The following is a 24,562-nucleotide window of genomic DNA, read 5'->3' as shown; positions in this document are numbered from 1 at the left end:
GTCCCTCCATTTTCAGACTAAATTATCAACAGCGGATTGCTCAATCGCCAGACCTTTTTTATAACGTTCGATAAAGGTTTCAAAACCTTTAATGTCGGTTGCATCGGGATGAATTTCTTCTCCCTTTACATCTTTGAACACTTTTTGATCGAGGAAGTCTTCCAAGCTTTCTTCCTGATTTTTGTTCATCATGTAGGAGGCAAGAATAGCCATTCCCCATGCGCCGCCTTCTCCAGCTGTCGACATTACGGAAACAGGAACATTCAGTGAAGCTGCCATCATTCTTTGGCCAACAACCGGAGTCTTAAATATACCGCCGTGTCCTAAAATACTATCTATGGCTACATTCTCTTCTTTCGTCAAAATGTCCATTCCAATTTTCAAAGCACCAAAGGCGCTGAACAAATGTGTACGCATAAAGTTAGCCAGATTAAATTTACTCTCAGGCGAACGTACAAATAACGGACGACCTTCTTCTAACCCCGTAATGTTCTCACCCGAGAAATAACCGTAACTGAGCAATCCACCGGCATCTGGGTCTGCTTCCAAAGCTTTATTCAGCAGTACGCTGTACAATTTGTCAGCTTCGACCTTTTGCCCCATCGCTTCATAGAATTCACGGAATAATCCGAGCCAGGCATTAAGGTCACTTGAACAGTTATTAGCATGAACCATACCTACTGGACTTCCGTCTGGCGTAGTCACCATATCGATTTCCGGATAAACCTTGGAAAGCTCTTTTTCCAATACGATCATGGCAAAAACAGAGGTTCCTACGGAGACATTCCCGGTACGTTTTCTTACACTATTGGTAGCAACCATACCGGTTCCTGCATCCCCTTCTGGAGGACTAAGCGGAATCCCAGCTTGTAATTGCAATGATGGATCCAGAATTTTGGCTCCTGCTTCGGTTAATAGACCTGCTTGCTCACCGGCAACATACACCTTAGGAAGAAGGTCGCTGGTCTTCAGCGAATAACCTTTGCCAGCAATAAGCTCATCAAACTGTTGTATCATAGATTCATTATAATTTCCTATGGATTCATCAATCGGGAACATACCTGAAGCATCTCCAACACCAAGTGCTTTGTTGCCGGTCAATAACCAATGAATGTATCCTGCTAACGTTGTAACAAACCGAATCTGCGGCACATGTTCTTCTTTGTTTAAGATCGCCTGATAAAGATGAGCAATACTCCAACGTTCAGGAATATTGAATTTAAATACATCTGTCAGTTCTTTGGCTGCCTTACCCGTTGTTGCATTACGCCAAGTCCGGAACGGAACGAGCAATTGATCTTGGTCGTCAAAAGCCATATATCCATGCATCATTGCAGAAAACCCGATTGAACCAACGGTTTGGAGGGTGATTCCGTAATTTTGTTGAACTTCTTGCTTCATCTCACGATAAGCATCTTGTAGACCTTTGATAATATCTTCTAGGCTGTACGTCCAAAAGCCGTCTTTCAACTGATTTTCCCATTCATAACTTCCAGAAGCGATCGTTTGAAAACTATGATCAATAAGTACTGCTTTAATACGCGTGGATCCAAATTCAATCCCTAGCGAAGTTTCTCCCTTATTGATTGCTTCTTCGATGATTAATCGATTCGATATCACGTTGGTCACCTCTCTGACAGCGCTTTTTTAATATAAAAGAATTCGCTTTCTTAATTGACAGCTTTAGTATAATTTTTTGTACGTACATTTGTCAATAAAATAGTTATATATACATACAAATATGGAGAAGATAATAATTTAACTCCGGACTTAGTTTGTTTATGATGATCTAAAGGTACGAAATATTTACATTTTTTCATAAAAAAAGAGCCCCTTTATATTTAATTCGTAGTCATGCTATAATTTGTACATACAACTTAACGAAATGTACGAATTATAAAGCGAACAAGTATGGAAAGAGGAATTACATGAAACCAAAGTATCAAGTGATTATAGAGGATATAAAAAGCAAGATCCTTTCAGGAGATTACAATGTAGGCGAACAAATCCCTACGGAGTCTGCCTTGCAGTCCTTGTACGAGGTTAGCAGACAGACTGTTAGAAAAGCCATTTTAGAGCTATCCAACGAAGGATTCCTCCGCAGCGAAAAAGGTTCTGGCACGTATGTCAGCAACCAATATCGCACAAAGACCGGCGGGAGTTCCCATAAGAAGACGATCGGTGTAATTACGACCTATATCTCTGACTACATCTTCCCTTCTATTATCCGGGGGATTGAAAGCCGAATGAATGAGGATAACTATTCACTACTATTGGCTAGTACCAATAACGATGTTGCGCAAGAAAAAAAAGCTCTCGAAATGATGTTGTCCTACGGCGTAGATGGTTTAATTATTGAACCTACGAAAAGTAATCTGTATAATCCCAATATTGCGTATTATCTGTCGTTTAAGGAGCAAGATATTCCACTCATTATGATTAATGCTTTTTATGAGGAAATAGAGCTCCCCTTCCTTTGTCTTGACGATGTGCAGTCCAGTTATCTGGCAACAAAAGAATTGATCTCCAAAGGCCACTCTCAAATTGGACTTATCGCAAAAATGGATGATTTACAAGGCAAATATCGAATGAAGGGTTATATCAAAGCCCTCGAAGAAGCTAAATTGCGGTTTTATCCAGAGCAAATATTTTCGTTCAACACCGAGACCAAACAAACCTTAGCCACGAACTTGAAGGATTTCCTAAATAAAAATAGAGATACCCTCTCTGCGATTGTCTGCTACAACGACGAGGTTGGTCTGGAAGTGGTCAATGCTTGCAGACAGCTAGACATTTCTATACCAGAGGAATTATCAATTATTGGCCAGGATAACTCCTATATTGCCCAAAATGCAAACATCAAACTGACCACTTTAACACATCCCCAAGAAACTATGGGCCGTGATGCAGCGGATTGGGTCATTAAAAAATTACAAGGAAAAAAGGATCTTCCCAACAATACTTATTATCAACCTGTGTTAATTGAAGGAGAAACAGTAGTCGAGAGATAGAATAAATTCTGAGGGATTTTGCGTTTCTCTTCATATGTAAATGTAATAACCCACCAGTCGTGACTGGTGGGTTATTTGCAACTGTTATCTCCGTATTCTTTAAAGGTTCGATTCGTGTTTTGAAGTCATCAGTACAGAAGAAGCAAACTGTTTCACAAGCTTGCCGGGATTGATCCCGTATTTCTCCCGAAACACCTCCGAGAAGTGACTTGAGTTGGAATAACCCACAGCACAGGATGTCTCATTAACGTTCAAATCACCTTGCTGCAATAGGTGTAGAGCCTTCTCCAGCCTTATATCCCGCAAATAGCCGAATACAGTTGTTCCGAACATTTCTTTAAAGCCAGATTTTAATTTGTTATCATTCATGCCAATCAATCGGGAGAGCTCCAACAGGCTTGGCGGATCTATCATCCGTTGCATCATGATGTCCCGCGCTTCACTAATTTTTGTCATGTCGCTTTTCGACAGCTTTGTTGTCCCAGAAGTACCTTCTGTTAGAATCGATTGAAAGCCCAACGACAAAAGCTCTAATGTACTACATTCGATCTCCAGATTTTTGGTGCTGCGGTTTTGAAGAGCTGCCAGCATTCGCTCAAGCACGATAGCAGTAGACGGCTGCATCGTTTCCTGAAAAACACGAAAAGATGCTTGGCCAAGAATGCGGTCAAAATCAGCGGATCTCCCACCCCCGCCTTCTTCCATGAAGTGATGGAAAGTCGAAACAGGAATACCTATGCCTAACATCAGATAAGATTCATTCCCCTGAAACTCAAATTGAGAGCCAACTTCATTCATGAGTTGTAGCGTACAGCTTCCCGGAACAAACTCATACTGGACACCATCAACAGAGACTTCTCTTTTCCCTTGCAAACAATAATTAAGCTCAACCATTGCTGTTTTGGTTACGAGAGGCACGCTGTAATCCTGGCGAAAGGTAAAATCGGATACCACCACATTGATATCAAAGCGTGGGACGAATCGACGAACGAACCCTTCTCCCCTTTGCGAATGTAGTGCCATGTGCTCTGTACGATCTCTATTCTGCCGCGGCAGCTCAAGCCCATCGAAAAAAAGATTGAAATTGTGATGAAAATCTATTCCAGTCATTGCTACCGCTCTCCGATCAAGTTTTTATAATAGTGAGAACCATTCTCATTATTATAAAGGATCCTCTCTTTTTTGACCCGCTTGAATATGGTGTTATCTGGATACGCCATCTAGGAAACACTAACATTTCTTTTACTTAATTTCTTAAATACCGAGTATTCCTTATTGGACTTAATAAAACTTAATATCTTTTCGGCACATTCTATTGAATTCATCTCTTCCGTATTTACTTCGAGGTCATATTCATCAAAGCAATATACTTTGCTAAACTGTGAAGCTGCTAGTCCAATCTTTCTATCTCCTCTTGTTTGCTCTCTTCTTATGAGTTCTTCTTTCGAGCATATTACACCTATAAATAACGTAGGCTGATCGAAAAATTGCTCAAGAAACACATTAAACCTCTTATCATTGTCGATTACGGTATCTACTATTACATTAAAACCCATTTCTATTAACAATTTAATTGTCGAGCGGTACACTGAGAATATGGAATCATCTAATATTTGGGAAACGACTTGATGATCTATTTCTCTTGTAGGTTCATCTGGAAATTTATTATTAATAAAATCATTGTAATTATTAAAAAAATCATCAATTGATAAATGATAAAAAGGAATCTCTTTCTGTTTTATCAGTTCAGTCGATATGGAGGTCTTTCCGGAACTTGAAGTTCCATTTAGAAAAACTAATATCCCTTGCTTCAATTTAATCATCCCTTCAAATAATAATCATTGCAACTCAGAGAATATTCGAGAAAAGATTAAATTATCCTTTACTGTTTGATATGTTCCTTGATTTGTTCGGATATTTGCTCCAACAATGCTTCTTTTCCTAAAGCAAAGAAAGCCTCATTATAATTTTGTCTGCTTGTCATGCGATATATATTATTCGATTTTGCAGCTTTCAGATTACTCCAGACCTTGCTTTGGTCAAGAACATTCTGGTCATTATCGGATAATAAAATGATATGGTCTGGATTAAAGGTAGACAGTGCTTCTAGACTTGTCACTTTCCCTCCCCATGGATCTGGCTCCGGTGTACCTGGCGCGAGGGGTAATCCTAGATCATTAAAAATCATATCCGCAATACCTGTGCGGGAATAGATGCGTATTTCTTTCTCTGTAGCTTCGATTACCGCAAACGTCTCTTCCTTGGTTATCTCAGTGATTTGATCATGTAGTAGTATAGCACGTTGATCATAGGCCTTCAGCCACGTTTCCATTTCCGCTTTCTTATCAAGCACCTCCGCAACAAATGCAAATCGCTCTCTAAAAGCGTTAAAGCCATAAGGCACCCTCACTGTTGGAGCAATCATATTTAGTTGATCATAGATTTTTTCTTGGGTAGGTCCTGCCAGTATCAAATCAGGGCTTGCTGCAATGATCGCTTCTAAGTTGACTTCCGTCTGAAACCATCCAGCGGGAGTTACATCAGGCAGTTCTTTTTTGAGAATAGGAGTGATTTCTAATGAATTAGCCATATCTGTATTCCCAGTAATAACAGGTTTATATCCAAGCACCAGAAGTTCTTCCGTTGAGCCGGATACATCGGCAATTCTAACCGGGTTCACCGGTATTACAATATCCCCTTTAGCATCCTTGAGGGTACGTGTTTCGGTCGAATTAGTAGCGACGGGTTCTGAATTTACCGCAGGTTGAGAATTTTCTACCTTAGCCTCCTGACCTGAATTCCCACACCCGTACAGCATCACCATCATGATTAAGGCGATTCCCACAAAAGAGATCTGTTTTAAACTGAACATTTTTCCAACCCTCTCCAATCTACTGATAATCATTCTCACTTCTAGCAAGTCCGATCATACACTCTGCTGATAGGACAGAACTACCGGCAGAGGGATTGAATAACGGTTTGGCGGATATTTATTTAATTTTTATCGTTTTTTAATTACTTCTGAAGGATTAATTCCATACTGCTTCCGAAAAGCTTCGGCAAAATGACTAAAGTTGTTGTAACCTACCATCGTCGCTGTTTGGCTGACACTAATCTCCCCGGTACTTATGATTTCCCATGCTTTTTCTAAACGTTTGTTCCGTAAATATGCAAATACAGTTGTTCCGTACTCTTCCTTAAATCCAACTTTTAATTTGTATTCGTTAATGCCTGCCAGCTTGGACAATTCGATTAGCGAAGGTGGGTTTGCCATGTGGTCAAGGATGATATCCCTGGCTTTTCGAATGTTTTCTCGGTCACTACGTGATAAATGCAAACTCCGTTTAGTATGTTTCTGCTCAAAAAGAAATGCGTCAAAATATACAGATAGGAGTTCTAATGCCTTCCCCTCTACGTACAACCGGCGCATGGAGGTATGATATGGACAGTCTCTCAATTGCACCAATAATCGGGTGGTTTCTGGAAGAATAGGCATACGGAACATTCGAAAAGCACGTGAATCTAACAGCCCGGATAAGCTGCGAGCATGTGAAGAGCCTTGATCCGCCATCCATGAATCGAATAGTGTAACCGGTACACCTATGGACAATAAACGGATAGGTTCAGCACTGCGATAGTGAAATTCCGCTTGGAAATCCTGCATGAACTGCAATGAACAACTATCGGGCATTAACTCATGGCTGGTATCTGTTACATGAACTTCCCCGCTTCCCTGCAGACAAAAGCTTAACTCAATCATCGCCGCTTCGGATTGAACCCGAACTAGGCGATCATCAGCAAAACGGTAATCACTATCAACAATTTCGATCCCGGAGGGTGTGATCACTCTATCGACGTATCCTTGTGTACTGGATTGTGCAAAATGTTTCCTCTCTGTAGTGCCCCTCATAGACGGAGCCTCAAACAAAGCATCGAAATACCCGTTATAGATGTTATGAATAGATGAACTTGTCATTCTGTTATACACTCAGCAGGTAAGCTGCACTCCGTAATCCCAATATTATGTTTTATCATGAGCAGATCACCTTTTCTCTTCTATTAAATGATAACGATTATCATTTAGATCATTATATGCGAGATATTAGATAACCTGCAATGTACAGTTTTTAAGGATCTCTTATCTCCGCCTTCTCAGTAAAGCGGTAGCACTTCTTGTGTCAGCCCTGAAAAGAGGTCGCTGGTTTGATCAAAAAAGGCATCAGGCAAATAATAATAAGCATCACCCATAGACACCACCTTTAATTCGGGAATGATATACATGGCGATATAAGTCCCGTCTTTGAGGTTGAACTGTAATTGATATGATTTTCCTTGGGATTGCGCCGCTGCAAGAGCTTCATATTCCTTAATGCTTAGCTCTGTTTTTTTTGCGCTGTACAAACCTTCGATAATGGACTCAACAATAGGATGATCAGTGATAGTCTTTTGCACGTCATTCCCCACATGATTCAGAATATAGATATCTTTTGCATGCTCCTTCAGATTAGCCAGATCTAGATACTCCTTCGCGCTCATTGCAGAATCGTCTACCTTCGCCACAATTTCAGCTAGATAATAATATTGCTCATCCTTAACTGCAATACGAAAATGGGATGGGTATGTTGGGATTTCATACAGCTTTCCACCCATAGCGAACGTAGCGGCATAATCTTTTTCCGCATTCTTATCCCCGTCATTCTTTCCGGGCTCTTGGTTGAGATCAAACTCTAATGCACCAAGCGATTTGTCAGGCTCCATACCTGTGAACTTAAACTGAGCGCCATCTGCTACGAATGCATAACGGTATCCATTGTAATTCAGAATTTTGCGAACCCCTGTGGGAGACGAGACTGGTGTCTGCTGTGATATTTGTGGTGAATTAGGCAACGGATTCTGCGGAAATTTATAAACGGCCACACCTAACACCAATGCAGCACAAGCTGCGAGTGAGCCCCACTTTACATAAGCTTTTTTATTAGTGCGTCTCGCGGAGTTGGCTTTTTCTATCAGATTTTCGTCTATGTAACCGATTGTTTTGAAGAGTTCTTTATTATTCAAAGGAAATAACCCTCTTTCTGAAGATATATTTGGAGTTTTTTGCGTGTTCTGAAAAGAATTGATTTGGTTTTACTTTCACTGATTGAGAAGCGTGCGGCAATATCGGCCAAAGAATCAGAATACCAGTAACGCCTCAAAAAAACATTCCGCTGATCTTCCTTAATGTTGTGTAGAAATTTGCTTATAGATTCGGCTATTTGTGCTTCCTCGTATTGGGTTTCAACGTTGTCTGAAGAGGATAAACAATCGTTTAATTCATTAAGAATCGTATCGAATTTTTTATTCCGTTTTTTAGCCATGTAATAATCGTATTTGTTCAAAGCAATATTTCGTGTGATTCTCCCCAGAAAAGAGGACAGCTTTGCAGGAGACTTCGGCGGTATTGCTTCCCATGCACCAAGAAAGGTATCGTTAACACATTCTTCCGAATCTTCAGCATTAGACAAAATGTTATGAGCGATCCGAGTACAATAATTTCTATATTTTTTCGATGTTTCTTCTACTGCCCTTTCATTACGTGCAAAATACAATTGTATGATTTCACTATCTTCCACTCCATCACTTCCGTTCGATTTGATTAAGCATTCACTTATAAAGTAGGAAAAGAAGTGTTTAGGTTGCATAAAAATATAATTTTCTATAAGCTTCGGCATTCAACGCTGATAATATGACATAAAAATACAAATAACCCCTCATCCTAAGGGATAAGGGGAAGTTATGATATCATCTAATTTTTAATTAATTCTACTTCCTTCATTGGAGCCCTTGTCTTACGGAGCATCATCCAGATCCCCCCCAGACAAAATAAAACACTACATCCCATGCCAAACAACGCGCTGGCGTTTAATGCCTGAGGTGAGCCTTTCATTGTAAGCACAGCCATTTGAGTGACAACAATGGAGACTAAGGCATCAGTAAAGCTAATCATTTTTAATGTTGATATAATGGGATTTTTGAGATGACGGTTAACAATATTTCCATGAATGGCAAAACCAAGTTTTGTAAAAGCGATCAGTGCTAACAAATATACAATGTAACCTTCATAAACCAAAGCGTCTCCGACTAGATAAATCCGCAGGCAGACCAACAGATAAGAAACCCCTAGAAGACAAAGTAAAACACCGCCACGCTTATAAACATAAAGCTCCATGGAATACCTTTGCTGTGGTGAACTGACTTTTTTAGCTAATGTATATTTATGAAGCACCTGTCCTTTGGCTATACACAGGATCAGATAATAAAGTGCATTTGTGATGAACCATCCGGATAATAGATATAACCCAAGAATTAACTTGCCTATACCAATAAAAGCATCGATGACTAAGGAAGCAGCGTTGAACATGGCGGTTCGATCTTGCGGATTTCCGAAGTACCGAACTAAGATTGCCTTAATATATATCATCCTTTCAAGAAAACCTTCATATCTCATTTTATGTTTCTAAGGGGACAATAGTATCATACTTGGCTCAACCCAGCAATAAAGCAATTAAAGTTCTGATTTATGATATATTAGAAAAGGTTGTGCAAATTCGGCAAGAGGAAATAGCAACAGCAATTGTTAATGGAGGCAGGTCGTATATGTTTAGAAAATTAACAGCAGCAGAGTTAGATGTTATTTTAAGCTCGATTAATAAGGAACAGCATTTTTTATATTATTCATACCTTACTTTTCGCAGACAAAACACAGTGCATTACGGTCAGTATTCTGACCAGGGCGAGTTGCTTGGAGTATTAGCCTTTTTAAGTGGCCTTCCGTTTAATGCTTTTTCTGTATATCCAGTTCAGCAATCCTTTTGTCTCAGTTCAATGTTGGCGTTCATGAAAGATGAATTACATCTACATAACCATGCGGTGGGTAGCTTTATTATTAACGAACAAGAGCTGCAGGTCTTTGCTTCTCAGCTTGAGTTCTACAATCCTCCCCAAAAATTACTTCTAATGAAACATATTCATGAAGATGTTCTACCAACAGCGGACAAGCATGTTATGCACTTAGGGCCTGCTCATTTCCAGCGAATTAAAGCAAAGATGAACGAGCTGCAAACCATGGCTTTTTCAAAAGAAGAATTACAGAATCCGTTCTATGGTGTGATGGCACAAGACGAGCTGATTGCTGTAGGAGGATACCATATATATAGTGAGGATTACGTTGAACTAGGAAATATCGGAACAGATGTGGCCTGGAGAAGAAATGGTTATGGTAAAAAAGTCTGTGCAGAGCTAACACGCCAAGGACATGCCATTTCAGCTAACGTATATTTGAATGTTTTTGAGGAGAATGTAGGAGCCATTTCTCTATATCAATCGCTGGGATATGAACTCATTTGCCAACAATACATCGTTGAATTTGTTATTTAAATTAAAAACGTACTGCAGCTAATGCAGTACGTTTTTTCTATCTAAACCTCTTACGCCGTAGGCATATTCTTCGTAGAAGATCTCTCAAAATGTAAATGTATTGGCTGCGCCCATCATCACAATAATCATACAATTCACCATGGCTCCCAGCCATATTTTTCCTGTGCACTTAAAGAGGTAACGCGAAATATAAGCTGCAATAAAAAGCTGGAAAACGAGAGGGAAAAGGACTAGTATTCTGAGCCAATCTTGATTTTGCCAAAAAGTTACGCCTGTTGAAAATAACGTTCCGTATTGTACCCCAATGAGCACTAGAATTCCAAGCACACCGCCTGTCCCGCTAATGAGCAGATCCCTCCATTCTTTCTGCCCTTCAACTGGGGTGGTAGAGTTCACGGCAATTGACTGTGCAACATAAAATATAAAGAAGAAAAGCATATAACGTAAGCCAATTAATAATTGATTCGGAGTGAATACTTTAATTGCCAGTACCCATAAGCGGAAGTCTGTCTGAAAGAAATAATCTGCAAATGCAACCAAAGCATAGAATCCAGTGAATATACATACAGCAAGTGCAAAAGTCTTCAGCAGTTCTTTCAAATTTGTTTTTATTCCCCAGCTTTCAGAGTGCTCATTATAATTTTTTCCTGATAAACGAGTGGTTAACCAGAATAACAATAGACCCACAAGGCCGTTAAAGATTGCCCAGATTAAAATAAAGTTCATGGCGGTTTGTGGAAATAAACTACGAGGCTGAAGGATATTCTGTCCAGCTATAATACTCCAGCGACTGATCGGAAGGTATGATATTGCCGAAATTACCCAGCTCATTATCCAAGAACCCCAAAAAAGAAATTTGCTTTTTCTGGTCTTAGGATCCGGTAACTTGGCAGGAGTAGGTTGAATTAGACTATTGAAACAAGGAAGCTTGAGGAGCAATACCGCAAAGGGGACAATAAATAAAAAGGATCCTAACAAGCCGATAAAGTTAAAGATCTCTTTCCATAACCATAATTGGTTGCCGGAAGATAACGGATTATTGATTTGAAACGCTTTCGTAAAAAAGTCTGCTAAATAACCAGTGCTCGCCACCGAAAAGTGTTGCCAAGGGTGGATCTCCGCTGGATTGTACACGACGCGCAAGGTTTGATCAGCTGCATTACCGTAATATTTGCCGATTTCCACAGCGTTTATCTTTTGATTCTCCGGCATTACTGAATTTATAGCAGCTAGTGATTCTGGGGCATCGCCAGAAAGATCGGCATTCCCTCTCACAAATCCGGAGCCGCCTTCATCATATTTGCCTACATTGATGCCTACATTGGCATGGATGTTTTGAAAAGTCTCATCGGTAGACTGTTCGACCTGAGAAACAATGAAAGCGGATGCAACTTTATTCAAAGCATCAGCCTTGGCTTGTTCACTTACCGTAATAACTGCGCCCTCTTCCGAAGAGGGATCTTTCGCCGCTTCGAGCTCCGCCAAATAAAGTTGGCCATAATACTGGAGTGTACTCCAGGTAATCATTCCACCCATAGAATGACCACTTATGCCGATTTTTGTAGAGTCTACATAATCAAGACTGGATGATGCATATTCCACTAGAGGAATCATCCCATTATTCTCTGACATTATCGTTGGGAAAAATGGCATATCAGGAGAGCTCGAGCCTCCATGCCATAAGAAATCCATTGCAATCACAGCAATTCCCCGACGGGAAAGTTCGATTGCGGTACTATCCTGCATCTCTTTATTATTTAAAAAACCGTGACTAGTAATGACGAGTGGAACTTTATGCTCTGCATTTGCTGAGACAGGCCTGAACAGGTTTCCCTCTATCCAAGTACCATTATCGGACGGAATCTTAAACTTACTAATCTGGACCTTGCCGTAATCTGTTTGCAAGAAAGAAGCTCCCACACAGCTGATCAAAACCATGGATAAAGCGACACATAAAAATTTCAATGCTAATCTCGTAGACAGAAACTTTTTCATCTGGTCTCCCCCCCAAAAAAAGTATCAAATGTGTAACACAAAATGGGCAAAAAAAATAACCTGAATCCGAAAAATTCATTAGTAGACCCCATGAGTAGATATCCCTCGGATTCAGGTTTATGTGTAGTTCTTATTTCATTGCTTTTGCCAGCTCTGTGAAAATAACCCCCAGCGCATGAGCACCCGCATCTGGATAACCGATGCTGCGTTCCCCCACTGTGCCGGCTCTTCCCATACGGGCAACGATTTCTATAGTATTTTTAGAACCTTGGACAGCTGCTTCCGCTGCTTTATTTGCCGCCACTTTGATATCGTCGCCTTGTTCTGCACTTTGGGTCCAGGCATCTGCAAACGGTACAAGCGCATCAATCAATGTCTTGTCTCCGACGACAGCCCCTCTGCCAAAAGATCTTTCACCCGTATCTTGAATCCCTTTGACAACAGACTGCATCATATCAGCAAACTCCTGAATGGTCAGCTCTTCCTTCTGCTGAACATTTTTGCTCGCTGCGCGGAAGCCTGATCCCCAGATCGGTCCGGATGCTCCGCCGCAATATTCCATAATGACCATGGAGCAGGCGTCAAGGAACTCACCGATATTAGTGAGATGATGAGCTAAAATATCTTCCCACTCGACTTTCAGCTGTTTAAAGCCCTTAGCTACACTCATCCCGAAATCGCCGTCTCCAGCGTGGGAGTCAAGCTCACAGAACGGAACTTCATTCTCGATAATAACCTGGCTCATTTGATCGAGCAGATAGACGATATTTTGCAAAGTAAACCGATTGTTCTTAATCACCGCTGCAGCAGCATCCGTATTATTCTTAAAGGATACATTGCTGTCTGCTTTCTCTTCTTGGATTACTTCAGTATATTTCACAGGCTCAAAAGGGCCTTTAATCGACAAGGCTGGTGTATCACAAGGCGCAGATAACCATTTCTTCAGTGTCTCATCCAGCTTCATTATCGTCACCGATGCACCTGCCATGTCAATGCTGGTCATGTAGTTACCAACAAACACTTTAAACACTTGCTTATTCTTAGCGGTTAATTCGCGGATGACAGAATTGTTCAGCAAATATAACTCTTGCAGCGGGGTGCCGCCAAAACCATTAATTAATACGGCTACTTCCTCCTGCTTCTGATCATTCATTTGGAAGTTGTCTAGCAAAGAGGTAACTATTCGCTGTGCTAATTCATCTGCGGGTACAATTTTCTCCCTGCGTATTCCAGGTTCTCCATGGATGCCAACCCCGTATTCCATCTCGTTCTCTTCAATATGAAATGTCGGAGTACCTTTGGCAGGCACGGTACAAGAGGTATAGGCGAAGCCTATGCTGCGCACATGATCAATTGCATGTTGCGCCGCTTCTTTCACTTCCGCTAAGGACAATCCAGCTTCTGCTGCTGCTCCGGCTACCTTATGAACAAGCACTGTTCCGGCTACGCCTCTTCTCCCTACTGTATAAAGGCTGTCTTCAACGGCAATATCGTCGTCTACTTTGACATAATCCACTTCGATACCGTCTTCAGTTGCTAGATGGGCAGCATTTTTAAAGTTCATGATGTCACCGCTATAATTCTTGATAATAAGCAGCGAACCTTTGGTGCTGGCTGTGCGGCGAATCGCTTGATAAACCTGAATTTGGGATGGAGAAGCAAACACATCACCGCATACAGCTGCATCCAGCATCCCGGTTCCTACAAACCCGGCATGAGCCGGCTCATGCCCGCTTCCGCCACCACTGATCAGGGTAACTTTATCTTGATTGATCTCTTTCTTAGAAATCACTTTGAATTTAGGATCGAAATCCAGCTCGGGATGCGCCAAGACAAGCCCGTTACACATTTCCCTAACCAGAGTCTCCGGCTTGTTTATTATTTTTTTCATCTTAAAGCTCCTTACTTGATTTATATTGACGGCCTAATTGATCGGCTGCCATAATTGCTGATGCAACCGCATCCTCCGTAATTGGGAACGGCATCGAATGGATAGATTCCTCAGCAATGCAAGCTTTTTTAGCAACCTCAAGCAGTTCCTCATAGGTTACATGCTCAACACCAATATCCGCTAAGCATACTGGGAGGCCAATCGAAAGACAGAAGTCCAACACTTCTTTTAATTCAGTCCGGTCTGCATTTTCAAGAACCAATTGAGCAATCGTGCTGAAGGCAACCTTTTCACCATGATAATAATGATGAGTTCCTTCCAAAGCAGTTAACCCATTATGAATCGCATGAATCGCTGCCAAACCACCACTTTCAAACCCAAGACCCGATAAAAGAATATTCGTCTCAATTATATTCTCCAAAGCTGGGGTTACGATATTCAGATCGCAAGCTTGCTTCGCCTTGAATCCATTCTCAAGCAATGTCTCATAGCAGAGCTTCGCAAGTCCCAACGCTGTTACTGTTCCTTTAGCTTCACCGCAAACCCCTTCACGAACTCCGCAAGGTAAACCTGCATTCACATTGGAGTAAGAATTTGCAGTAGCTCTTGCTTCAAAATAGGTTGAAAGTGCATCTCCCATACCTGCCACAAGAAATCTTGTAGGTGCATTGGCAATAACTGTTGTATCAATCATGACTACACTCGGGCTTTGCTTGAAATAAGCATAATCATCGAATTCACCTTCCGGAGTATAGAGCACCGCTGAGTGGCTTGTCGGAGCATCAGTTGCTGCTATCGTTGGAACGATAATCAGCGCTTCTCCTTCAGCTACACATTTTGCCGTATCAATCGCCTTACCTCCACCCAAGCCAATCGTACATGCACATTGATGTTCTTTGGCTAGCGCTTGTAATCTGGCGACTTCTTGTCTTGAGCATTCCCCGTGGAAGCCGCTTTCAACAAGAGTTATATTAAATTTCTGTTTAGTTGACTCCAGTTTGTCTTTCACACGTGTTACATCATCTGGATGGGCAATTAACAAAGCAGAATCACCAAATGTTTTTACGAAGTAACCTAAGTTCAATAATTCATTCTCACCTTGTACATATTTCGTCGGACTGATAAATGCTCTTCTCATTTTTCGTTCCTCCTCAGTTGTTTATAGTTATCATTATAGATTGCTCTAATTTAAGAAACATGAAACAATAAAAGCTTATTAAAGCGTTTTCTTATCGTATTTTTTTGTCATAATCGTGAAAAATCGAACTTTCATGTCATTGTGTTGAATTATTCTGTATAATGTTCATTAAGATTCTATAACTTACATAGGAGAATTTTGTGATGTCAAAATCCCGGTTCAATCTAGAAGAAATTATTGATTTGAAGAAATGGGAAAAGCTCCAGGATTCCTTATCTCTTGTAACCAAAATGGCTATTCTTACTGTTGATTACAAGGGTGTTCCTGTGACCAAGCACAGCTATTGCCAGCCATTCTGTCAAGGTGTGCGCCAGGACTCCCATCTCTCTCAATATTGTCAAAAATGTGATGCCCGCGCTGGGATTGAAGCGGTTCGCCAGAACAAACCGTTTATTTATTTATGTCATTTCAATATTATAGATATCGCGATTCCCATCATTATAGATAATCAATATCTAGGTGCAATTATGGCCGGACAGCTCAAGCTTCGTGAACCTGACGTGCCACAACTGGAGCAAATTGTCTCTCGCCCGCCGAATGTGGAGACGAACATGAAATTTAAAGCACTCAAAGAGGATTACCAGGCACTGCCTGTTTTATCCTACGATGAAGTAACAAAGTGTGTTGAGCTGCTGCTGCAGTTAAGTACCTATATCGTGGAGGAAGCCATTCAAAAGCATACTACTGTGGATTTGTATAAAAAGGTTCTGACCACCAATATAGAAGCACCCGCTTCTGCTGAAGCAATGGACGAGTCAGACCGTACGTATCGAAAAATCCAATCCATACAGCAGGAGTTATCCGGGGCCTTGATCGAGACCAAATTAAAGAATGGTGTACAAAAGTTCGTCTCTGTAAATTCTGTGCTTCAGCCTGCTTTTAATTACATTTATGCACACAAAAATGAGAATTTCAGCCTCAAAGAGATGGCTAAGCTTTGTCATATCAGCCCCAGTTATTTCAGCCGTATTTTCACTAAAGAAACTGGAGAGAATTTCTCCATCTTCATTGCCAGACTCAAGATTGAATGGGCTAAGCAACTGCTGGAATCCACGGATTCCCCGATCAATCAAGTCAGTGATGATTTGGGCTTTTGCGACACGGGCTATTTCATTAAAACCTTCAAAAAATACGAGAACCTCACCCCGGCTGTATATCGGAATATGTATATGAGGCGATCAGCAAAAGAAACCCTCCGTTAATAAAATTAACGAAGGGTTAGTTCCTCATTCCCACCAATGCTTCATTTCACTAAATCCTACATCCCATAACTTCACATTCCCTTTAAGGATAAAGGTTATTTCTTTTACGGTAACTAATGCCGTATTGTTGAGTTCGGCTTGGGAACTATATTGTTCACTGGATTGAAGGATCATGTTACCATCAGCTATAATCATTAGTTCACTGCTAGAATTTTCATTTTGCGGGAATCCAAAGCTGAAATATAACCATACCTCTTTTTTATCACCCAAAGTATAGGTGTATTTTTTAATATCTTCACCTTCACTGCTGTACAAATTCATTTTTGGTATTATATTTTTACCTGCGATAGTGAAACTGGGAAGATTATGCGTGGTAGGCATGCTTCCCGTAAGCTTTTCCAACGTTTGTAATCCCTGCACGGGTCTTTCACTTTTCTTCAGAGTTAAATCAATGATCTCAGAGATTCCCATGATTCCAACCAATAGCACAACAACAGATAATGCCGAAGTAAAAAGTGATCTCCTGGTGATTTCCGGGGAAAATCCAATCTTATATGCACAAAATCCGATCATTGCCCCTAACGTATTGGAGATGACATCGGCTACATCAAAGGAACCCAAAAAAGTTAAAGCTTGAAGACTTTCCAGCACAAAAATTGTTAAGATAAACAAACAAATAAACTTCTTAAAATGTGTACGATACAGCAAAGGAAATAATACGCCAAAAGGAATAAAAGCAGCGATGTTCCCAAAGTCATAAACCCAAGAAAAGGATAGGTCAAAGAGATCAGGAAAAAGAAGCGGAACACTTTCTGGAATCAACATAAACGTATATTCATACTGGCTTGTTGCATGCTCTACTCTATTGAAAGCAAAAAACAAAAAATATAAGATCAACAGTGTATACAAAATAGTTCCTATAATAAGAATCTTTCGTAATTTCACTCCCATAATAACTTCACAATTCCCTCCATATGTCGATGGAAATAGTATATCTCTCCAAAGTGACATTCCCGTGACACTGAAGGTGACGATTTAGTCATTCAAAGCTTATATCGACCAAAAGTCATCACCCTTAATTTAAGGTCGATGACTTTTGGTTACATAAATTATCTATTCGAGACTAGTTTCCAGTGCTGGCCAGCAGAACCTGTATTATTTGTTTGAATAATATTTGCCCCCTCTGTCGTCGAACCCTGATCTACTGCCAGAGCTTTTCCACTATTACGATTAATAATATTGTAAAATTCACCTGAGGACTCCAAAGTCCACTGCTGGTCATTCGATCCGTTATCATTCCATTGTACACTTTGAGCACCGTTAGCTAATGAACCTCCTAAAATGCCCAGGTTTTTACGACTATTAGTATTGACCAGCTTCGTATAGCCATCAGCTGTGCTGACTACAAACCAATTTTGGTCATGGGATGAAATTCCGCTGGTCCACTGAACCGCCTTCCCTTCATCCGCCATCGAACCTTGATAGATACCCAACACCTTACCACTGTTCTCATTAACTAATCGATAACTGTCCACCATAATATGTCCTTCATCTGGAACCAACTCCCAGAGCTGATCAGTGCTGCCTGCATCAGTCTGCTGTATAACTTGGGTACCCTCTTCAGTAGAACCCTGCGCTATACCTAACGTCTGACCACTGTTACGGTTAACAATCTTGTAGTAGTTACCAGAGGCTTGTAAAGTCCACTGCTGGTCATCGGAATGGTTTTCAGTCCATAAAACGGCTTTAGCTCCTTCTGTTATTGATCCTTCTAATATTCCGGCGACCTTTCCACTTTTTGCATTCACAATGGATTTGTAACCGTTAGGAGCATAACCACTTTCCGCTGTGGAAATGAGCCAATATTGATCCAAAGAATTAGTCCCGCTGCTCCATTGGACGAGCGGATTGCCATTCGCAGTTCCACCTTCCAATACACCTAGAGCCTTCCCACTCTTCACATTAATTAATTTGTAGTAACCTACGGACATATCACCATATTTCACCGTGTTTTTCCCACTAAAAAATCCGGCTTGAGGGATAAATAAGCGGCCATTGCTAAGCGGCAGTAGTTGGCGGTTATACCCTGCATCTACGGGCGGATTATATGGAACCCAGCTTCCGGATGCATCCAATCTAGAAGAGTTGATCAGCACTTCTTTTTTTCCTGCAACGTTTAATACGAGTCTCCCATCTCCCAAAGCAGAAATATAGGGACTTCCTCCGTACCCTACAAGAGATCCTACTTCAGTTGGATTCCAGCTCTCAGGATCTGCTGAAATTTTCAAATAATTGGGCACGCCCGGGTATCCGACCATCTCATAGGTCATTGCGTAATTACCATTGCCCAGCTTAGCGATTGTAGGCATTCCTGGACGTAATTTACTGTCTGCAAATGCCACATCAACTACCACAGGTCCCCAGTTTGTACCCTCCAACGTAGTCTGATGAACTAACTTCTGGGCATGGGCAGGATCACGTTCATCTGAATAATAAACAATGAGTTTGTTGTTGTGAACCAAAAAGAAAGGCTCCCAAATGGGATCGTAACCAATATCGTTTCGTCCACCTTCAGCAATGGTGCTTACATATGTCCATGTTCTACCTAAATCATTGCTTTTATATAATTCCAACTTGGTAGCTGCTTTGTTGCTTGGCACAGAATTTCCTGCAAGAAGCATAGTACCTGCAGGCATGTTACCTATAGATTGGGGGAGTTCAAACAATTCAGGGCAATTTAACATTCCCCAACCGTTTTGAGTATCCTCCACTTCTCCAGCCTGATTCCAAGTGACACCATTGTCAACGCTTTCATAAATAGGGAAAACAGGGGTGGTATTAGAGGTTTGTTCAAATGTAGCATACATTTTATTATTGTTGATGCCACTATATTTAAGCTGGATTGCCCTAGGTGATAAAGCCCCATAGGATGGTGAATCTGCTGGTGGTACATATAAGACATTAGGACCGAAAGCGTTTACAATATTGCCGTCAAAGCTAATCCCTGTGCCAACCACTGTCACTAAAACCAACAAAAAAGACAAAACCTTCCTCAGTTCTCTTCTCAAAAGTAATTTCTCCTTTACTCTGGTTTTTTTAAACGAATACAGCTTCAATATAATTAATAAACGGATAAATGAGAATGTAATATCTCGACCGGATCATGCAATATAATTACACAAATAGACTCTCATCTTCGAATTCAAGTTTTGAAATTAGAAGAGGTAGATGAACAACCTTTGATAATCAAAAGTTGTTCATCTGCCTCTTAACTTATTAGGAATCTACTTTTTCTTCTTGATGTGATTTCTTTTCATTGTGATAAAGGACGAATTCGTATTTATTCCCCGTTAGTTGATCATTATAAAATACAATTTTACGGTTCAGTATATCTAAGTTTTGTTGCAACGCCTTAATTTCTTGTTCCACTTGTTGCTTACGCTGTTCAAGTAAATTTTTCCGTTCAGGAATTGTCTCGTCCCCCATAGCCCGCCACTCGGTATATTGCTTCAATTCTGCCATCGTCATTCCTGAATCTTTTAAATGAAGTAAAAATTGAACCCAACCTATATCCTGATCTGTATATTCGCGTAAATTATTGTCACTTCGATGTGGAGTAAGTAAGCCTTCCAATTCATAATATCTGAGCGTGCTCTTGTTAACACCGACGATTTCTGCAAATTCTCCAATGGAATAAGGCATGATCCCCACCTCCATTTCTAATTTTGTTTCTATTCAAAGGATATACTTAAATTAATAAAAAACCAAATGGCGGAGTATGAATCCATTTTTATGGCTTGCCTTAAAGTGTACTTTAAGGTCTATACTTCATTTTGAAGCAGTTAATCATCGATGAAAGGGATGTTCTTATATGGCTGAAAAACAAACAGCAGGACGAGACTTGTTAGGAGAATTCGCTCCGAAATTTGCTGAACTGAACGATGATATCTTATTCGGTGAAGTGTGGTCAAGAGAGAAAGAATTATCTGCACGTGACCGCAGCATGATTACAGTTTCAGCATTAATATCAGGAGGAAACTTTGAACAATTAACTCCACATCTGCATAAAGCAAAGGCAAACGGAGTCACAAAAGATGAAGTAGCGGAAATCATCACGCACCTTTCGTTTTATATAGGGTGGCCTAAAGCTTGGTCGGCATTTAATATTGCCAAAGAAATTTATAAAAATTAAACGAAAGAGGTTTTTTTATTATGGCTAATGAGCAACTAAGCAACAGTACTATCTTTCCACTCGGACAAAAGGTTGAATCTAATTTTATAGGTGATGCATACTTGCAGATGATTTATACTGATGCGACACCTTTGAATGCGCCTATTGGGAACGTAACCTTTGCCCCGGGAGCTCGCAATAACTGGCACTTCCATAAAATCGGACAAGTATTATTAGTTACCGGTGGTGAGGGTTGGTATCAAGAAAAAGGCAAACCAGCTCAATTCCTCCAAAGCGGGGATGTTGTGAATATTCCAGCGAACGTAAAACATTGGCATGGTGCTACAAAAGACAGTTGGTTTGTCCACTTAGCCATTTCACCCGGAGAAACAGAATGGTTAGAACCTGTTGATGATGAGCCTTATAATCAATTATAAAAAAACGCATCGAGTCTATAGACTCGATGCGTTTCTTTTCTATATCGTCTTTTTGAGAAAACTAAACTTTATTGCTCAAGAAATTGGTAAACTGCCATCATCTCTTGTTTATTCAACTCACGAATACGATTGAAAATTGGAATATCAGCAACAGCTTCAATATTTAAGCTTTCAGAAATAACGTCACTTACTTTACCCGTTAGCCAAGTTTGAACATCTATACCTTCAACGACTTCCTTACGCCCTTCATCATTGATTCCACTCGCATAACAACTAACACAGGGAATCGTTAATTTATATACGCCATCATGAAGTCCATCTTCCGAAATAACTTTTTTCCCTTTACAGAATGGACAGGGATGGCTTGCTTTAACCTTATTAATTAAGGTGACGATTTTTTTGTAACCAAACGCTTCATAGACATAAGTCAGCTTTTTATATTTTCCATTAGTGAAATACTTATCTATGATATTTTCTCTTGTTTCGTGGATATTGGCAAAATCACAGATCGTAATCCGGTTTTTCATGCTGATGGTTTCGATACTGCCGCTAATGCTGTCCCAGAATGGCAGGGCATTTTGTAACACCATTTCATATTGCGCAAAACTTCCTAACTCTAGTTCAAGCATTTTTAGAGCGACTTGTGTTTCCCTGGGTAATAGAGAGACCTCTTCTGTCAAAACCATATCGCCGCCCACGATGGCTTTCATTTTTTCTAGTACCTGTAATTCGCCAACAGTGCTAATAACTTGATCAAGGGGCATCCCGATAATCTCACGAATATCAGTGTCGCCGTATTTAAGCTTTTTATGATGATTTAATACCGTTCCTTGACAAATTGGACAGGTAATCATTTTTTTGGATGCTTTAATATGCTCTTTTATAATCGATTTCGAGATAACCATATAGTTCCCGATAATGGTATTAAAGCCATCCCAAGTTCTCGAGGCTTTAGCTGCTTTATCATAGAAGGACTTTTCCCAATACCCGTATAAAAAGGTGTGTTTTTCAGCTTCTGTCATCTCATTATAACTTTTGCTAATATCCTGTCCGAGCTCATTCTTTAACTCATCAAAGATGAATTTTATTTTTGGTAATTGATAGAATTTCAGAATCTCCATCGCATCTGGATGTAATGAACCGTCCCAAAAGGGTACGTTCTTGTCCTGAAGAACAATATCAAAGTCAAATTCTTCAATCACACGGCGGCCCTTACAGCTTGGACAATGATTGTCTGATTGATAGAAATCAAAACTTTTTGTATCTTTATTAGTGGGATGCGCTGCCACAATATGGTTGATCAAGCCACCCATTTCATAAAGGAAAGTAAACTGACTATACAAGTGTCGTTCCAGATCAATGGCGATGACAGGCGCAATCGTATCCGATTCATATTCACCATAAATCAGGCGGGCCATGGAGGATAAGCTTTTTAAGATGCCACCTTTATAGATGTTCTCTGCATTTTTAAAATAGGGGATCTGACTTTCTTTTAAATAGTCAATTCCATTTTGTAGCTGGAGTGTTGAAGAAATGTGCGCAGGTGCCACACTATCAGCAGGATTTTGTTGACGATAATAATCATCTTGACTGAGAACATCAAGATGCTCCACAGGTGCAAGCTGTCTTTTGCCAAAATCAACGATAAAATCAGAGTTCTCTAACATATAGGAATTATGTTCAATCATGATTATGGAGACATATTCATCCTGCAGAATGTCCCTAATGCTGTCAATGAATTGATTTAAAATATTTTGTGATAAACCTTTGGAAGGCTCGTCAAAAATAAAAAGTGTATGTGGATTTCTTGAGCCCGCAAACAGCTCAGAAACTAAATGGACACATTGAAATTCACCCGTGGATAAGGACTGTGTTTTTCGCTCCAACGTCAAATAACCAAGTCCAAGCTTGATCAATAAGCTTAGTCTTTTATGAGCAATGTCCTCATTTGGCAGTTCAACAATAATATCTTCAATCGAGCGCTCAAAAATATCATCAATATCCTCACTGTACTTTGTGAGTTTCCTTTTAATATCAAGAAAAGTGGCAACGGTCGAGCGACTGGTAATCGACTGATTTCGATCTTGCCCTACGATCACCAGCTTATCTTTGGAATAACGCTTTAGAAAATCTTTGACCATACATTCATTAACCAGTGTAGATTTACCACATCCGGACTCACCTGTAAAAGTTACCAGTCTATTTTGAGGAATCTGAATTTCGGCCATTTGAATATTACGACAATAAAGATCATGAAATTGATAATATTCTGCAGGTGCTGCCTGATTTAGTTCTCTATTGATGGGCTCAGGACGTGGTGATTCTTCAACAATTTTCCCGCCATATTTGCCACTGCCAGGTCCAAAGAACAAGTGTTTATCCGCTGTGTCCAGCACCGTGTCAGAATGGTCAATGAGCCAAATTTGATTTTTATATCCCAACTGTTTAATCTCCGCTAAAATCTTCAATAGGGTTTGGTGATCGAGACCCACGGAGATTTCATCAATGATAATCACGGTATTTTCACTTGTTGCCATGAATTCTGCCAAGTAAAGTCGTGTTAATTCTCCGCCTGATAATGTACCCATAATACGATTTAATGTTAAATAACCAATATTCATATTGATTATATTTTTCAGAATTTGTTGTTTACCTTCACTTATTTTTAGAATATCTGCCTGTGATAAAATGGTCTCTATACTTAAGTCGTTTAGATCAGAAATACTCTTTGCTTGATCCAATAATTCAATTTTATATTGTTCAGCTGCTTGATTATAGCGTTTCCCCTGACACTTTTTACACTCGACATTTTTTGTAGTTCCACGACCCTTACAATCAGGACACCAACCCAATTCATTATTAAATGAAAAAACCTCTGGAGAGAGATTATATTGTTCAGCAAGAGTGACACGGATTTCAGTAAACACACCTGTATGTGTGCCAATGGTTGACCGAGGATTTGAAGATATGGATGATCTACCAAGAAAAAGAACAAGTGGCATTGCTTCCATTTTGATCGCACTGAAATTAGTCTCCATAATATTGGGGAATAAATACTGGTATTCAGCTTTTGGCAGTAAGGAAACGAGACGTTTTTTTGATTCTTCCCCAATCGTTTGACAAAAAGTTGTTTTACCAGATCCAGACAAACCAGCAATTCCTAACGACTCATCAACTGGCAGTACCGTTTCTAATCTGTTAATATTGTTCGCAATTAATTGATTTATTTTCATAGTAAGCT

Annotated in this window: 20 protein-coding genes; 5 read left to right on the top strand and 15 right to left on the bottom strand. The window is 40.2% G+C overall.

What is annotated here, in order from left to right:
- Positions 1-12: 12 nt before the first annotated feature.
- On the bottom strand, positions 13-1,620 hold the full coding sequence (locus MHI25_RS15470; protein ID WP_340395634.1) for an FGGY-family carbohydrate kinase: 1,608 nt from the start codon (positions 1,618-1,620) through the stop codon (positions 13-15).
- A gap of 308 nt (positions 1,621-1,928) precedes the next feature.
- Between MHI25_RS15470 and MHI25_RS15465 the strand changes: the two genes are divergently transcribed.
- Entirely contained in the window at positions 1,929-3,011 is a 1,083-nt protein-coding gene (locus MHI25_RS15465) for a GntR family transcriptional regulator (protein ID WP_076125610.1), read from the top strand.
- 99 nt (positions 3,012-3,110) lie between these two features.
- On the opposite strand, the gene MHI25_RS15460 is transcribed toward MHI25_RS15465, so the two are convergent.
- From MHI25_RS15460 to MHI25_RS15430, 7 genes are all read right to left on the bottom strand, one after another.
- On the bottom strand, positions 3,111-4,121 hold the full coding sequence (locus MHI25_RS15460) for an AraC family transcriptional regulator (RefSeq protein WP_076184602.1): 1,011 nt from the start codon (positions 4,119-4,121) through the stop codon (positions 3,111-3,113).
- Positions 4,122-4,231: 110 nt separating this feature from the next.
- Positions 4,232-4,825 carry an AAA family ATPase gene (locus MHI25_RS15455; RefSeq protein WP_076184601.1) on the bottom strand — a complete coding sequence of 198 codons (594 nt, stop codon included), beginning with the start codon at positions 4,823-4,825 and terminating at the stop codon, positions 4,232-4,234.
- A gap of 68 nt (positions 4,826-4,893) precedes the next feature.
- Entirely contained in the window at positions 4,894-5,883 is a 990-nt protein-coding gene (locus MHI25_RS15450; protein WP_340395633.1) for an ABC transporter substrate-binding protein, read from the bottom strand.
- Between the two features lie 129 nt (positions 5,884-6,012).
- The gene (locus MHI25_RS15445; RefSeq protein ID WP_076125617.1) at positions 6,013-6,987 is read right to left on the bottom strand and encodes an AraC family transcriptional regulator; all 975 of its coding nucleotides are present in this window, start codon (positions 6,985-6,987) and stop codon (positions 6,013-6,015) included.
- 176 nt (positions 6,988-7,163) lie between these two features.
- Positions 7,164-8,069, bottom strand: coding sequence for a hypothetical protein (locus MHI25_RS15440; protein ID WP_340395632.1), 906 nt, complete (start codon positions 8,067-8,069; stop codon positions 7,164-7,166).
- Positions 8,066-8,722: a sigma-70 family RNA polymerase sigma factor gene (locus MHI25_RS15435; RefSeq protein WP_249267686.1), complete on the bottom strand. Its 657-nt coding sequence runs from the start codon at positions 8,720-8,722 to the stop codon at positions 8,066-8,068. The genes MHI25_RS15440 and MHI25_RS15435 overlap by 4 nt, the downstream gene beginning before the upstream one ends.
- 74 nt (positions 8,723-8,796) lie before the next feature.
- Positions 8,797-9,498 carry a hypothetical protein gene (locus MHI25_RS15430; protein WP_340395631.1) on the bottom strand — a complete coding sequence of 234 codons (702 nt, stop codon included), beginning with the start codon at positions 9,496-9,498 and terminating at the stop codon, positions 8,797-8,799.
- Positions 9,499-9,530: 32 nt separating this feature from the next.
- On the opposite strand from MHI25_RS15430, the gene MHI25_RS15425 reads away from it, so the two are divergent.
- The gene (locus MHI25_RS15425; RefSeq protein ID WP_340395630.1) at positions 9,531-10,427 is read left to right on the top strand and encodes a GNAT family N-acetyltransferase; all 897 of its coding nucleotides are present in this window, start codon (positions 9,531-9,533) and stop codon (positions 10,425-10,427) included.
- An 84-nt stretch (positions 10,428-10,511) separates the two neighbouring features.
- Here the strand turns inward: MHI25_RS15425 and MHI25_RS15420 are convergent, their stop codons facing one another.
- The 3 genes from MHI25_RS15420 to MHI25_RS15410 form a co-directional block, all read right to left on the bottom strand.
- A complete protein-coding gene (locus tag MHI25_RS15420) occupies positions 10,512-12,422 on the bottom strand; it encodes an alpha/beta fold hydrolase (RefSeq protein ID WP_340395629.1) in 1,911 nt (636 codons plus the stop codon).
- Positions 12,423-12,552: 130 nt separating this feature from the next.
- The gene (gene dhaK, locus MHI25_RS15415) at positions 12,553-14,313 is read right to left on the bottom strand and encodes a dihydroxyacetone kinase subunit DhaK (RefSeq protein ID WP_340395628.1); all 1,761 of its coding nucleotides are present in this window, start codon (positions 14,311-14,313) and stop codon (positions 12,553-12,555) included.
- A gap of 1 nt (position 14,314) precedes the next feature.
- Positions 14,315-15,451, bottom strand: a complete 1,137-nt coding sequence (locus tag MHI25_RS15410) for a glycerol dehydrogenase (protein ID WP_076099237.1) — start codon at positions 15,449-15,451, stop codon at positions 14,315-14,317.
- A 203-nt stretch (positions 15,452-15,654) separates the two neighbouring features.
- Between MHI25_RS15410 and MHI25_RS15405 the strand changes: the two genes are divergently transcribed.
- Positions 15,655-16,713: a PocR ligand-binding domain-containing protein gene (locus tag MHI25_RS15405; protein WP_076125624.1), complete on the top strand. Its 1,059-nt coding sequence runs from the start codon at positions 15,655-15,657 to the stop codon at positions 16,711-16,713.
- A 24-nt stretch (positions 16,714-16,737) separates the two neighbouring features.
- On the opposite strand, the gene MHI25_RS15400 is transcribed toward MHI25_RS15405, so the two are convergent.
- From MHI25_RS15400 to MHI25_RS15390, 3 genes are all read right to left on the bottom strand, one after another.
- Positions 16,738-17,664, bottom strand: coding sequence for a VanZ family protein (locus tag MHI25_RS15400; protein ID WP_076278469.1), 927 nt, complete (start codon positions 17,662-17,664; stop codon positions 16,738-16,740).
- 158 nt (positions 17,665-17,822) lie between these two features.
- Positions 17,823-19,781, bottom strand: a complete 1,959-nt coding sequence (locus MHI25_RS15395; RefSeq protein ID WP_076278468.1) for an RICIN domain-containing protein — start codon at positions 19,779-19,781, stop codon at positions 17,823-17,825.
- Between the two features lie 208 nt (positions 19,782-19,989).
- Positions 19,990-20,415, bottom strand: a complete 426-nt coding sequence (locus MHI25_RS15390; protein WP_076190371.1) for a MerR family transcriptional regulator — start codon at positions 20,413-20,415, stop codon at positions 19,990-19,992.
- Positions 20,416-20,584: 169 nt separating this feature from the next.
- Between MHI25_RS15390 and MHI25_RS15385 the strand changes: the two genes are divergently transcribed.
- On the top strand, positions 20,585-20,905 hold the full coding sequence (locus tag MHI25_RS15385; protein WP_076125630.1) for a carboxymuconolactone decarboxylase family protein: 321 nt from the start codon (positions 20,585-20,587) through the stop codon (positions 20,903-20,905).
- Between the two features lie 20 nt (positions 20,906-20,925).
- Complete coding sequence (locus tag MHI25_RS15380) at positions 20,926-21,321, top strand: cupin domain-containing protein (RefSeq protein ID WP_076278467.1); 396 nt, start codon at positions 20,926-20,928, stop codon at positions 21,319-21,321.
- A 68-nt stretch (positions 21,322-21,389) separates the two neighbouring features.
- Here MHI25_RS15380 and MHI25_RS15375 read toward each other — a convergent pair whose 3' ends face one another.
- Positions 21,390-24,554: an ATP-binding cassette domain-containing protein gene (locus tag MHI25_RS15375; protein ID WP_076278466.1), complete on the bottom strand. Its 3,165-nt coding sequence runs from the start codon at positions 24,552-24,554 to the stop codon at positions 21,390-21,392.
- Positions 24,555-24,562 lie beyond the last annotated feature (8 nt).

It is taken from the genome of Paenibacillus sp. FSL E2-0177, assembly GCF_037992975.1.
GTDB classification, from domain to species: Bacteria; Bacillota; Bacilli; order Paenibacillales; family Paenibacillaceae; genus Paenibacillus_AQ; species Paenibacillus_AQ odorifer.
The sequence above is the reverse complement of the archived record's forward strand: the minus strand, read 5'-3'. Positions and strand labels throughout refer to the sequence as shown.

Bases quoted from the DNA above. Each gene is read 5' to 3' on its own strand.
- dhaK (WP_340395628.1), bottom strand. From the start codon at position 14,313: ATGAAAAAAATAATAAACAAGCCGGAGACTCTGGTTAGGGAAATGTGT.
- MHI25_RS15430 (WP_340395631.1), bottom strand. From the start codon at position 9,498: ATGAGATATGAAGGTTTTCTTGAAAGGATGATATATATTAAGGCAATC.
- MHI25_RS15375 (WP_076278466.1), bottom strand. From the start codon at position 24,554: ATGAAAATAAATCAATTAATTGCGAACAATATTAACAGATTAGAAACG.
- MHI25_RS15420 (WP_340395629.1), bottom strand. From the start codon at position 12,422: ATGAAAAAGTTTCTGTCTACGAGATTAGCATTGAAATTTTTATGTGTC.
- MHI25_RS15390 (WP_076190371.1), bottom strand. From the start codon at position 20,415: ATGCCTTATTCCATTGGAGAATTTGCAGAAATCGTCGGTGTTAACAAG.
- MHI25_RS15450 (WP_340395633.1), bottom strand. From the start codon at position 5,883: ATGTTCAGTTTAAAACAGATCTCTTTTGTGGGAATCGCCTTAATCATG.
- MHI25_RS15380 (WP_076278467.1), top strand. From the start codon at position 20,926: ATGGCTAATGAGCAACTAAGCAACAGTACTATCTTTCCACTCGGACAA.
- MHI25_RS15465 (WP_076125610.1), top strand. From the start codon at position 1,929: ATGAAACCAAAGTATCAAGTGATTATAGAGGATATAAAAAGCAAGATC.
- MHI25_RS15460 (WP_076184602.1), bottom strand. From the start codon at position 4,121: ATGACTGGAATAGATTTTCATCACAATTTCAATCTTTTTTTCGATGGG.
- MHI25_RS15410 (WP_076099237.1), bottom strand. From the start codon at position 15,451: ATGAGAAGAGCATTTATCAGTCCGACGAAATATGTACAAGGTGAGAAT.
- MHI25_RS15385 (WP_076125630.1), top strand. From the start codon at position 20,585: ATGGCTGAAAAACAAACAGCAGGACGAGACTTGTTAGGAGAATTCGCT.
- MHI25_RS15405 (WP_076125624.1), top strand. From the start codon at position 15,655: ATGTCAAAATCCCGGTTCAATCTAGAAGAAATTATTGATTTGAAGAAA.
- MHI25_RS15445 (WP_076125617.1), bottom strand. From the start codon at position 6,987: ATGACAAGTTCATCTATTCATAACATCTATAACGGGTATTTCGATGCT.
- MHI25_RS15400 (WP_076278469.1), bottom strand. From the start codon at position 17,664: ATGGGAGTGAAATTACGAAAGATTCTTATTATAGGAACTATTTTGTAT.
- MHI25_RS15435 (WP_249267686.1), bottom strand. From the start codon at position 8,722: ATGCCGAAGCTTATAGAAAATTATATTTTTATGCAACCTAAACACTTC.